The sequence below is a fragment of the Actinosynnema sp. NPDC059335 genome (assembly GCF_042752395.1).
Taxonomy (GTDB): domain Bacteria; phylum Actinomycetota; class Actinomycetes; order Mycobacteriales; family Pseudonocardiaceae; genus Actinosynnema.
Map to the genome: position 1 here is coordinate 1 of NZ_JBHYXZ010000216.1, position 11,435 is coordinate 11,435.

The window sequence follows — 11,435 nt, forward strand, 5'->3', positions numbered from 1 at the left end:
GAGGCGACCGGCTCAGCGCCGCCCTGCCCGGCGCGCGGATCGCCGTGGCCGCCGGCTGGGCGCCCGTGCGGTCCAACGACACCGACTACGGCTTCCGGCCCGACAGCGACTTCTCGTGGCTGACGGGCTGCTCCGCGGAGGGCGCGGTGCTGGTCATGCACCCCGTCGCCGGCGGCCACGACGCGGAGCTGTACCTGCGGCCGCCCGCCGGTCCGGACGAGCCGGACTTCTTCGCCAACGCCCGCGACGGCGAGCTGTGGATCGGCCCGGTGCCGGGCCTGGCCGAGTGGACGGAGGCGCTGGGCCTGCGCTGCCGGCCGCTGCACGAGCTGCCGTCGGCGCTGCGCGGCAGGCTGCCCGCCGTGCACGCGACCTACGGCGTCGACCCGCTGCTGGACGCGCTGGCGGGCCCCGACCACACCGCCGAGCTGCGGACCGTGCTGGCCGAGCTGCGCCGGGTCAAGGACGACTGGGAGCTGGACCAGCTCCAGGCCGCCGTGGACGCGACCGTGCTCGGGTTCGCCGACGTCGCCGCCGAGCTGGGGGGCCGCCGTCAAGGGCGGCGGCGAGCGGTGGTTGCAGGGCACGTTCGACCGGCGCGCCCGCACGGCCGGCAACGGGCCGGGTTACGCCTCGATCGTGGCCGCCGGGCCGCACGCGCCGGTGCTGCACTGGGTCCGCAACGACGGGCCGGTGCCCGAGGACGCCGTGCTGCTGCTGGACGCGGGCGTCGAGCTGGACACCCTCTACACCGCCGACATCACCCGCACGCTGCCGGTGTCGGGCTCCTACACGCCGGCGCAGCGGCAGGTGCACGAGCTGATCGAGCGGGCGTCGGCGGCGGCGCTGGCGGCCGTGCGGCCCGGCGCGGAGTACCGGGACTTCCACCGGGAGGCGATGCGGGTGCTCGCCGAGGGCCTGCACGACTGGGGCCTGCTGCCGGTGTCGGTCGAGGAGTCGCTGGACCCGGACGGCCAGCACCACCGCCGCTACATCGCCTGCGGCGTGGGCCACTTCGTGGGGCTCGACGTGCACGACTGCGCGAACTCCCGCGCCGAGGCCTACCACGACGGCACGCTGGAGGTCGGCATGGCGCTGGCCGTGGAGCCCGGCCTGTACTTCCACCCCAACGACGAGACCGTGCCGCCGGAGCTGCGGGGCATCGGCGTGCGGCTGGAGGAGAACGTCGTGGTCACGCCCGGGGGCAACCGGGTGCTCTCGTCCGCGTTGCCGGGCGACGCCGCCGGCCTGGAGGCGTGGGTCGCCGCCGCCGGCCGCTGACCGCCGGGCCGGGCGGCCGACCCGCCGCCCGGCCCCGCGCCTCACCGCTTCCGCATGCGCACGGACGTGATGGCGTGGTGCTCGACCTTCAGCACCTTGATCGTCCAGTCGGCCAGGGCCACCTCGTCGCCCGGCACCTCGGGGATCCGGCCGAGCAGCACCAGCACCAGGCCCGCGATGGTGGTGTAGTCGCCCTCCGGCGCGTCGGGCAGCTCGACCCCGAGGTCGGCCAGGTCGTGCACGGGGAACGTGCCGGGCAGCACGAGCGAGCCGTCCGCGCCGTTGCGCACCGCCATCACGTCCCGGTCGGTCTCGTCCAGGATCTCGCCGACGACCTCCTCCAGCAGGTCCTCCAGCGTGACGATGCCGTCGACCGCGCCGTGCTCGTCCACCACCAGCCCGAGCTGCTCGCGTTCGGCCTTGAACCGGCGCAGCGCGTCCGACACCCGCACCGAGTCCGGGAAGACCACCGGCGGCCGGGCCACGTCGACCAGCCGGGCGTCGTCGCGCAGCAGGTCGCGCAGGTGCACCACGCCCACCACGTCGTCCAGGTGCCCGCCGCGCGCGACCGGCGCGCGGGAGTGGCCCGAGGCGGCCAGCTCGGCGCGGGCGGACGGCACGTCGAGGTCGGCGTCCAGCGTCACCACGGCGCGGCGCGGCACCAGCACCTCGCGCAGCCGGCGCTCGCTGATCTCCAGCGCCCCGGTCATGATCATGCGCTGCTCGGCGTTGAGGCCGCGCTGGGCCGACACCAGCTCGCGCAGCTCGTCGGCGGACATCTGCTCGGACTCCGCCTCCGGCTTGCCGCCGAACAGCCGGACCACCACGTTCGTGGACGCGCTCAACGCCCACACCGCCGGTCGTGACGCGGCCGACAGCACGTGCAGCGGCCGGGCCGCGAGCAGCGCCCACCGCAGCGCGTACTGCATGGCCAGCCGCTTCGGGGCCAGCTCCCCGAACACCAGGGTCAGGAACGTCAGCACCACCGTGACCAGGGCGATCGCCACCGGGTTCGCCGCGTCGCCGAGGAACGACAGCAGCGGCACGAGCGGCGCGGCCAACGACACCGCCGCCGTCGCCGAGGCCAGGAACCCGGCCAGCGTGATGCCGATCTGGATCGTGGCCAGGAACCGGTTCGGGTCGCGCGCCAGCCGCACGAGCGTCTTCGCCGAGGCCCGGTCGTCGCGCTCCAACGACCGCAGCTGCCCCTCCCGCAGGCTGATCAACGCCATCTCGCTGCCCGAGAACAACGCGTTCAGCAGCACCAACACCGCGACCAGCGCGATCGTCCACCCGTACCCGTCCACACCCGACTCCATACCCGCCCGGAGCCGTCCCGCAACCGGCGGGTCGGTCATGTGCGGCGACCCGTCCCGCACGGCGACCCGCCGCACCGCCGTGCGCCCGGACGCCGGCGACCGCGTTCGCCGACTGCGAGACGACCGCGGTCACGCCCGGGCACGGTGCGCAGGCGCGCGGCGCTCGTCCGCCCGACGCGGTCAGCCGACGGCGGCGTGACGGCCCGTGGTCAGGGATCGGCCGGTCACGGTCAGTTCCGTGGCGACCCGTTCCACCGCGTCGGTGAACTCGCGGTCGTCGCAGTGCCAGTCCGTCAGCTTGACCAGCAGCCACCGCCGCCAGGCCGCGACCAGGTCGGTGAACACCCCGGTGCCCTCGGGCGTGAAGCGGTACCCGCCCGCCGACTCCGTCACGTAGCCCCTGGTCTGGAGCTGCCGCGCCACCGGTTCGAACACGCCCGCGGGCACGCCGGTGTCACGGGCCAGGCGGTCGAGCGTGGCGTGGCCGCGGTCGACGCTCTGGCGGAACACCCGGACCAGCAGCCACGCCTGGGCGTGGGTGAGCGGGACGCCGGACTCGCGCAGCACGTCCGGCGTGGGGTCGCGGCGCTCCCGGCTGACGATGAGCGCCACCAGCTTCTCCAGCTCGTGCCCGGAGTCGGACGTGTGCGGCGCGGCGAAGTTGTCGCCCACCTCGGTGGCGGCGGCGCGGGCGGTGTCGCGCAGCGGCACCTCGCGGAGGAACAGCGCGACCACGAACGCCACCGCGGCGACCGGGGCGGCGGACAGGAACACCGCGTGCAGGGTGTCCGCGTAGGCGGCGACGATCGGGGCCTTGAGCTGGTCCGGCAGGGCGTGCAGGGCCTGCACGTTCGCCGCCGCGGCCGGGTCGACGCCCGGCGGGATCGCGGCGGCGAGGTTGTCCGGCAGGCGGCTCGCGTACACCGTGCCGAACACCGCCACCCCGAACGAGCTGCCCAGCGTGCGCAGGAAGCTCACGCCGGACGTGGCGACCCCCAGGTCCTCGTAGCTGCTGGTGCTCTGCACGACGACCATCGCCACGGGCATGCACATGCCGACGCCCAGCCCGAGCACGAGCATGTACGCCGACGCCTGCCAGAACGGGGTGTCCGGCCGCAACCGCGAGAGCAGGAGCAGCCCGGTCACCATGAGCAGGCTTCCGACCAGCGGGAACGCGCGGTAGCGGCCGGTCTTGCTGATCACGTTGCCGGTGGTGACCGAGGCGATGAGCAGGCCGACGACGAGCGGCAGCATCTGCAGGCCCGACCGGGTCGCCGACGCGCCGTGCACGTACTGCAGGTACGTCGGCAGGAACGTGACGCCGCCGAGCATGGCGAACCCGACGACGAAGCTCAGCACCGTGCACACGGTGAACACGCGGCTCCGGAACAGCCGCATCGGCAGCATCGGCTCGGCCGCGCGGGTCTCGACCACCACGAACAGGCCCAGGGCGACCAGCGACCCGGCCGCCATCCACAGGATCGTCGGCGACCCCCACGGGTACTCCACGCCGCCCCAGCTCGTGACCAGGGTGAGGCCGGTCGCGGCGAGGCCGATGAGCAGGATGCCCGCGTAGTCGATCCTCGGCCGGCCCGCGTCGCGCACGCCGGGCAGCGCGGCCGCGCCGACGGCGAGGACCACCAGGCCCAGCGGCAGGTTCACGTAGAACGCCCAGCGCCAGCTCAGGTGGTCCACGAACAGGCCGCCGAGCAGCGGGCCGACGACGGTGGCGACGCCGAACACCGCGCCGATGAACCCCTGGTACTTGCCCCGTTCCGACAGCGGCACGACGTCGGCGATCACCGCCGCCGAGGTCACCATGAGCCCGCCCGCGCCGAGGCCCTGCACCGCGCGGGCGAGGATCAGCCAGGTCATCGAGTCGGCCCAGCCGCACAGGAACGAGCCCACCAGGAACAGCGCGACGCTCGCCAGGAACGCGCGCTTGCGCCCGAACAGGTCGCCGAACTTGCCGATCAGGGCGGTCATGACGGTCTCGGCGAGCAGGTACGAGGTGACCACCCAGGACAGGTGCCCCGCGCCGCCGAGGTCGCTCACGATGGTGGGCAGCGCGGTCGCCACGATCGTCTGGTCCAGCGCGGCGAGCAGCATCCCGAGCATGATCACCGAGACGACGGCGCGCTGTGCCCCGCGCCCGACCTCGACCCGTTCGACCACGTGGACCTCCCGTGCCCCGACCATAGGTCCGGCACCGCCGCCCCGCCCGCCGCGGCCCACGGCCGGGTGATCACCGCGCGCCGGGACGTCCGCGCCACGGGACGTGCCCGAATCGGGGCACGGGCACCTCACGGCGAGCGCCAACGGCCGCGCGACCGGGCCGGGGGCGTGACCGTGGGGTGATCCCCAGGCGGACATGATTAGGTTAGGCTAACCTGCATGCCCCGGTACTCGACGTTGGACCAGCTGCAGCTCAAGGTGCTCACCAAGGCGGCCGCCCTGGTGACGGCCCCCGCCAACCAGCGGGAGGTGTTCGACCAGTTCGTGATGGAGGTCGTGGCGGTCGCGGACCTCACGCCGCACCTGCGGCGGGTGACGTTCCGGGCGGACGGGTTCGCCGACTTCCGGCCCACCGGCCCGGACGAGTGCTTCGGGCTCGTCATGCCACCGCCCGGCCGGCCGTTGACGATGCCGGACGAGGACCGGGTCAACGTCCGCACGGCGATCCGCGCCCTGCCCGAAGCCGACCGCCCCGACCTGCGGTGGTACACCGTGCGCGCGCACCGGCCCGAGGCGCGCGAGATCGACGTGGACTTCGTGCTGCACGGGGACGCCGGGCCGGGCACCCGGTGGGCGACGAGGGCCGAGGTCGGCCAGTCCGTGGGCTTCCGGGCGGGCAACTCGGGGTACCGCCCGCCGTCCGGCGGCGCGGTGCTGCTGGTCGCCGACGAGACCGCGCTGCCCGCGCTGGCCGCGATCGTGGAGGCGGGGGCGCCGGCGGACGCGCGGATCTTCGCCGAGGTGCCCTCGGAGGAGTACCGGGTGGCGTTCGACGCGCCGGTCACCTGGCTGTGCCGGGGCGACGACGCGCCGGGCTCGCACGTGCTGCCGGCCGTGGCCGCGCTGCCCGGGCCCGCCCCGGACTACGCCTGGGTCTGCGGCGAGTCGGCGTTGGCCACGGGCGTCCGCCGCCACCTGGTGAAGGAACGGGGCGTGGACCGCCGGTCGGTGATGTTCAGCGGCTACTGGAAGCTCGGCTCGGCGCGGGTGTAGCGGACGATCGCGGCCGAGCCCACGGCTCGACGGGGGTGGCGGCCGGCCGTCAGTCGAGGTTCTTCTCCAGGGCCGCCAGGTAGTTCTTCATCAGGTGGTCCCGGATGCCGTCGGAGGCGGGCGAGAACGGGTCGGCGGTCAGGCCCTTGGCGCGGTCGGCGAGCCCGGCGACCACCGGCATCCGGTCCCGCAGGCGGCCGGCGGAGTCGAGGTAGTGCAGCGTGCGGATGTGGTGGAAGGCCGGTTCGGGCGGCAGGAGCGCGACCACGTCGTTGTTGTTGACGAACCGGTGGGTGCGGTCGGCGAACGCCTCGTCGTGGGCCTTGGCCAGGCCGGGGTCGCACACCCGGGGCTGGCCGAAGGTGTAGACGCCGTCGGCGAGCAGCCGGGGGTCCTCGAAGTGCAGCCGCATCGCGGCCAGCGACGCCAGCGCACCGCCCAGGCTGTGGCCGGTGAACCAGATCGTCTGGTCGCGGTCGCGGAACTCCACGATCGCGTCCCGCACGCCGGGGTAGACGGAGTCGAGCGCCTCGGCGAAGCCGTAGTGCACGAAGCCCCGGCCGGCCGGGCCGGGCCACGGCGGGGTGGTGCCGTCGGAGAGCCAGTCCTGGATCTTCTTCGGCTCGGTGCCGCGGAACGCGGTGACGATCATGCGGTCGCTGCCCAGGGTGAACGCCTGGGTGTCCTCCAGCGGGAACGGCGGCCGGAACGCCGTCTCGTGGTGCCGCACCCGGTCGAAGCCCCACTCGCGGGCGGTCCGCTCGACCTCCTCGGGCGACTGGTAGGCCAGCTTCGCCGCCTCGGCCATCCGGAGCGCCTGCCGCACGCTGTAGCCGGTGGCGGTGTGGTCGAAGGTCTGGACGGGCATGACCGGGCTCCTCGTCGTCGGGTGCTTCGACCCCAGCGTGGCCCGGTGGTGGGCGCGCGGCGCGGGCCGGCGGCGAAGTGCACCGGTTCCGGTGACGCGCCGGTGGCCGTCAGGCGGTCCGCACCGGGTCGTCGGGCGACCGGCGCGCCCGGCGGAGCAGCAGGCCGCCCCACACGCCCCCGATCGCGGTCAGCGCCAGCCACGCCGCCGCGGCCGCGATCGACCTCGCCGACCACGGGTCGGCCGCGCCGTCGCCGAGGACGACGGCCAGGGCGGTGGTCGGCGCCAGGCCCAGCGCCGTGCCGGCGGCGAACGAGGCGGGGGCGACGGACGTGACGCCCGCGCCGTAGTTGGACACCGCGAACGGGACCACCGGCAGCAGGCGCAGCACCACGGTGGCGGCCAGGCCGTGGCGCGCGAACACGGCGTCGAGGGTCGCGAGCCGGCCGGAGCCGAGCCACCGCGCGACGGACCGGCGGCCGAGGAGGCGGGCGGCCCCGAAGGCGATCAGCGCGCCCGCCGTGCAGCCGACGACCGCGACCACCAGGCCCGGCAGGACCCCGAACAGCAGGCCCGACGCCGTCGCCAGCACGGGCTTCGGGAAGAACGCGGCCGTGCCCACCGCGCACAGCAGCACGAACGCGACCGGTCCCCACGGACCCCGGTCGTCCGCCCAGTCGCGGAGGCGGTCCGGTCCGGGCAGGTCGGCGAACGCGGCCGCGACGGCCAGCGCCGCCACCGCCACCGCCAGGCCGATCACCCGGACGTGCCGCCGCTGCCCCGATCCCATACCGCAGTTCCTACCCGATGCGCCCGCGGTCGCCGGTCGCCTGGGGGAGGTCGTCGCGCCGGGGACGCCGTCCGGGCAGGTCGCGCGCGCTCCCCGACCGGGTCCGCAACCGCGTCCGCCCCGGCATATCGCCAGGTGGCAGCCCTCCGCGGCGGTAGCATCCCACTGCATGGACGAGCGTCGTGCCGGGCCGGCCCGGTTGTCGATCCGCCGCCGCGCGTGGCCGGACGTGCCGCCCGGGGACCGCGACCGGATCGACGCGATCCGGGAGGAGGCGTTCCCCCCGGCCGAGCGGGGCGCGCACGACACGGTCGCCCGCCGCGACGGCCCGTGGCTGTGGACGGCGCACTCGGCCGACGACCGCCTGATCGGGTTCGCCACGGCGTTGTCCCTGCCCACGGCTCGGGCCGCCTACCTGGAGTACCTGGCCGTGCTGTCCTCGGCGCGGGGTTCGGGCGCGGGGGCGGCGCTGCTCGCCGCGGTCGCCGACGACCTGCGGGCCGAACCGGCGGTGCGCGGCATCGCGCTGGAGGTCGAGGACCCGGCCCGCGCGCCGGGCCACGACCCGCTGCCGGCCCGGCGGCTGGCCTTCTACGAGCGGTGGGGCGCACGGCCGGTGACGTCGCTGCGCGACTACTCGATGCCCGACCTCGCCCACCCCGGCGGGCTGGTGCCGATGCTCCTGCTGTGGCGGGGCGTCCGCGACGACACCGCGCCGGGTCCGGACGACGTGGCGCGCGTGCTCACCGACCTGTACCGGGGCTATTACGCGGACGTGGCGGCGGAGGGCCACCTGGAGGAGATGCTGAAGCGCATCCGGCCCGCCGACGCGAGCTTATCGGGCGCGGCCTTCGCCGCGGGCAACCACGCCGGCGCCGGGACGATCGGGACGGTGGTCCAGGCCGGGGTCGTCAACGGTCCGATCACCGTCCACCAGGCGCCCGCCCGGGCCACGACGCCCAACAACCTGCCGTTCGGCGTGCAGCGCATGATCGGCAGGCAGGCGCAGCTCGACCGGCTCGACGCGCTGGCCGGGGCCGCGTCGGGCAGCCGGCTGTGCGTCCTGGACGGCCAGCCGGGCATCGGCAAGACCACGCTGGCGGTGTGGTGGGGGGACACCGCGCGGGACCTGTTCCCGGACGGCCAGGTGTACGTCGACCTGCGGGGGTTCGACCCCACGCGGGAGGCGGTCACGCCGGAGGCGGCGGCCCGGATGATCCTCGGCGCGCTGCACGTGCCGCCGTCGTCCATCCCGTCCGACCCCGACGACCGGTTGGCGTTGCTGCGCAGCACGCTGGACGACCGGCGACTCCTGTTGATCATCGACAACGTGCGCGAGAGCGAGCAGGTCCGGCCGCTGCTGCCCCGCTCGCGCGGTTGCTTCACCGTCGTGACCGCGCGCCACCGCCTGTACGGCCTGGTCGTGCACCACGACGCCGAGCGCGTCCCCCTGCCGCCCCTCAGCGACGAGGAGTCCGTCCACCTGCTCGAACAGCGCCTGGGGCACCACCGCGTCCAGGCCGAGCGCGCGGCCGTGGACCGGGTCGTGGCCGCGTGCGGCGGGCACCCGCTGGCGTTGAGCGTCGTGGCCGCCCGGGCCGTCGACGACCCCGCGAACTCGCTCGCCACCATCGTCCGGGCGCTGGAGAGCAAGAGCGAGGCGCTGGACGTCCTGCGGCTGGCGGACGCGGGCGACCTGCGCGCGGTGTTCTCCCTGTCCTACGACAACCTGTCCCCCGCCATGGCGGAGGGGTTCCGGATCCTGGCCCTGTTTCCCGGCTCGGCGATCGACGTGGCGTCCGCCGCCGCGATGACCGGGCACGACCAGTTCCAGGCCAGGGAGACGCTCACCGAGTTGGTGCGCTGCCACCTGCTGGGCCGCACCACGGCCACCCACTACTCCTTCCACACCCTGGCCCACGCCTACGGCCTGGAGATGACCCGGCGGCACGACGCGCCGGGCCGCCGCGCGGACGTCCTGGTCGCGCTGCTCAACCACCTGCTGCACGCGGCCCACCGCGCCGACCGCCTGATCAACGACCACCGCCGGCAGGTGGCGCTCGCGCCGTGCCTGCGGCCCGAGCTGCTGCCGGTGCTCGCCGGCCGGTCCGACGCGATGGCCTGGTTCACCGCCGAGTACGACAACCTGCTCGCCGCCATCGCGCTCGCCACGGCCGAGCAGCTCCACCCCTACACGTGGCAGCTGGCGTGGACGATCCCCAACTACGCCTACCTGACCGCGCGCCTGCGGGACTGGATCGCCACCTGCGCCGACGCGGTCGCGGCGGCCGCGCGGCTCGGCGAGCGGTCGGTGGAGGTCCGGCTGAGGCAGTCGCTCGCGCGGGCGCTCGGCGAGAGCGGCGACCACGCGGCCTCGATCGCGGAGTACACGACCGCGCTCGAAGCGCTCGAGGAGCTGGGCGACGTGCCGGGTCGGGCGAACGCGCTCAACGGCCTCGCCGACGTGCGGCTGCGGGCGGGCGCGTTCGCGGACGCGTTCGACTCGGCGTCGGAGGCGCTCAAGCTCTACGCCGGGCTGGGCGACGACGCGGCCACGGCCGGCACCTTCCGCCTCCTCGGCCGCACCTGCCAGGCCCTGGGCGACCCGGTCGAGGCCAGGCGTCACCACGGGCTCGCCCAGCAGCTCTACGCCAGGTCCGACAACGCCTACGGGCTCGCGCACGTCGCCGACTCGATGGCCGACCTGGAGTCGACCACCGGCCGCGACGACCTGGCCGAGGCGCACCTGCGCCGGGCGGTGGCGCTGCACTACCGGGCCGAGAACCTGAACTACGCCGCGCGGTCGTGCCGCCGGCTGCGCGACCTGCTGCTCGCCTCCGACCCGGGCCACCCGTCGACCGACCTGCTGTCGCGCGCGATCGCGGTGCTGGAGGACAACCGGAAGTCGGAGGCCGCGCCGCTCATCGCGCGGATCGCGACGCCGTGACGGTTCGGCCGGCACCGGGTCCGGGCCACGACGTCGGCGAGCCGCCCGCCCCGCCGTCACGGCGACTGGTCCTCGGGCCACGGCCAGTCGAGCAGCTTCGCGCCCAGCACGGCGACCTGGAGCGACAACGCCTGCACCGGGTCGTCCACGTGGTGACCGGTGAGTTCCGCGACGCGTTGCAGGCGGTAGGTCACCGTGCGCACGCCCAGGTGCAGCTCGCGGGCGCAGGCCGCCGCGACCCGGCCGTGGGCGAAGTAGGCCGACAGCGTGTCCAGCAGGGGTCCCGGACCGCCCCGCACGTCGCGCAGGGGCTCCAGGACGACCGACACCAGGTCGGCCAGCGCGGCGCTGTCGCGCAGCAGCACCTGGTAGACCAGCAGGTCCACGGCCTTGTGCAGGCGTCCGGGCAGGTCCAGCCGCTCGGCGAGGTCCAGGGCGTACCTGGCCTGCTCGAACGACCGCACCACGCCGCCGGGCCCGGAGTGGGCGCGGCCGAGCCCGACCCGCCACGCCGTGTCGCCGAGCGCGGCGGCGACCTGCCGCGTGAACTCGTCCGGCACGTCGGTCATCACGTCGGGCGCGACGCAGACCAGCAGGCCGTCCTTGGTGGTGACCAGGACGTCGCGGGAGTCCCGGCGCAGGCCCGGCGACGCCTCCACGGCACGGGCCACCTCGCCGCCGTCCACGATCGGCCGCGCGGAGCGGACGGCCGCGACGACGTTGCCGCCGGCCAGCCGGAACCCGAACCGCTCCGCGCGTTCGGCCAGCTGACCCAGGTTGCGCCCGTCGAGCAGGTCGTCGACGAACTCGCGGCGGAACGACTCCTCCTGGCGCACCGCCCAGCGCTGCGCCTCCTCGTAGCCCTCGGCGACGGCGACCACGGCGGCGTCGGCGGCCTTCAGCACCGCCTCCCCCCCCGTGGGGCCCGCCGCCCCCCCCCCCCCCGCCCCCGCCCCCCCCCCCCCCGCCCCCCCCCCACCCCGGGGGGGGAGCGGCCAGGAG

The 11,435-nt window shown here is 75.5% G+C and carries 8 protein-coding genes and 1 pseudogene; 4 read left to right on the top strand and 5 right to left on the bottom strand.

Annotated elements, in window-relative coordinates; genetic code table 11:
• Window positions 1–65: 65 nt before the first annotated feature.
• Window positions 66–293: pseudogene (locus tag ACFXGA_RS37190) on the top strand (aminopeptidase P N-terminal domain-containing protein); the annotation flags it as partial.
• 283 nt (window positions 294–576) lie between these two features.
• The gene (locus tag ACFXGA_RS37195) at window positions 577–1,281 is read left to right on the top strand and encodes a M24 family metallopeptidase (protein WP_378096852.1); all 705 of its coding nucleotides are present in this window, start codon (window positions 577–579) and stop codon (window positions 1,279–1,281) included.
• Window positions 1,282–1,322: 41 nt separating this feature from the next.
• On the opposite strand, the gene ACFXGA_RS37200 is transcribed toward ACFXGA_RS37195, so the two are convergent.
• Together ACFXGA_RS37200 and ACFXGA_RS37205 are read right to left on the bottom strand one after the other, a co-directional pair.
• Window positions 1,323–2,588, bottom strand: a complete 1,266-nt coding sequence (locus ACFXGA_RS37200; RefSeq protein WP_378096855.1) for a hemolysin family protein — start codon at window positions 2,586–2,588, stop codon at window positions 1,323–1,325.
• Between the two features lie 192 nt (window positions 2,589–2,780).
• Window positions 2,781–4,799 carry an MDR family MFS transporter gene (locus ACFXGA_RS37205; RefSeq protein WP_378096858.1) on the bottom strand — a complete coding sequence of 673 codons (2,019 nt, stop codon included), beginning with the start codon at window positions 4,797–4,799 and terminating at the stop codon, window positions 2,781–2,783.
• 195 nt (window positions 4,800–4,994) lie between these two features.
• Here ACFXGA_RS37205 and ACFXGA_RS37210 point away from each other — a divergent pair, with 195 nt between their 5' ends.
• A complete protein-coding gene (locus ACFXGA_RS37210; protein ID WP_378096860.1) occupies window positions 4,995–5,828 on the top strand; it encodes a siderophore-interacting protein in 834 nt (277 codons plus the stop codon).
• A gap of 49 nt (window positions 5,829–5,877) precedes the next feature.
• Here the strand turns inward: ACFXGA_RS37210 and ACFXGA_RS37215 are convergent, their stop codons facing one another.
• Window positions 5,878–6,696, bottom strand: a complete 819-nt coding sequence (locus ACFXGA_RS37215; protein ID WP_378096863.1) for a lipase family protein — start codon at window positions 6,694–6,696, stop codon at window positions 5,878–5,880.
• Between the two features lie 109 nt (window positions 6,697–6,805).
• On the bottom strand, window positions 6,806–7,486 hold the full coding sequence (locus ACFXGA_RS37220; RefSeq protein ID WP_378096866.1) for a TVP38/TMEM64 family protein: 681 nt from the start codon (window positions 7,484–7,486) through the stop codon (window positions 6,806–6,808).
• Window positions 7,487–7,655: 169 nt separating this feature from the next.
• Between ACFXGA_RS37220 and ACFXGA_RS37225 the strand changes: the two genes are divergently transcribed.
• Entirely contained in the window at window positions 7,656–10,433 is a 2,778-nt protein-coding gene (locus ACFXGA_RS37225) for a GNAT family N-acetyltransferase (RefSeq protein ID WP_378096869.1), read from the top strand.
• Between the two features lie 56 nt (window positions 10,434–10,489).
• Here the strand turns inward: ACFXGA_RS37225 and ACFXGA_RS37230 are convergent, their stop codons facing one another.
• Window positions 10,490–11,338 carry a PucR family transcriptional regulator gene (locus ACFXGA_RS37230; RefSeq protein WP_378096871.1) on the bottom strand — a complete coding sequence of 283 codons (849 nt, stop codon included), beginning with the start codon at window positions 11,336–11,338 and terminating at the stop codon, window positions 10,490–10,492.
• Window positions 11,339–11,435 lie beyond the last annotated feature (97 nt).

Bases quoted from the DNA above. Each gene is read 5' to 3' on its own strand.
- ACFXGA_RS37205 (WP_378096858.1), bottom strand. From the start codon at position 4,799: ATGGTCGGGGCACGGGAGGTCCACGTGGTCGAACGGGTCGAGGTCGGG.
- ACFXGA_RS37210 (WP_378096860.1), top strand. From the start codon at position 4,995: ATGCCCCGGTACTCGACGTTGGACCAGCTGCAGCTCAAGGTGCTCACC.
- ACFXGA_RS37215 (WP_378096863.1), bottom strand. From the start codon at position 6,696: ATGCCCGTCCAGACCTTCGACCACACCGCCACCGGCTACAGCGTGCGG.
- ACFXGA_RS37220 (WP_378096866.1), bottom strand. From the start codon at position 7,486: ATGGGATCGGGGCAGCGGCGGCACGTCCGGGTGATCGGCCTGGCGGTG.
- ACFXGA_RS37225 (WP_378096869.1), top strand. From the start codon at position 7,656: ATGGACGAGCGTCGTGCCGGGCCGGCCCGGTTGTCGATCCGCCGCCGC.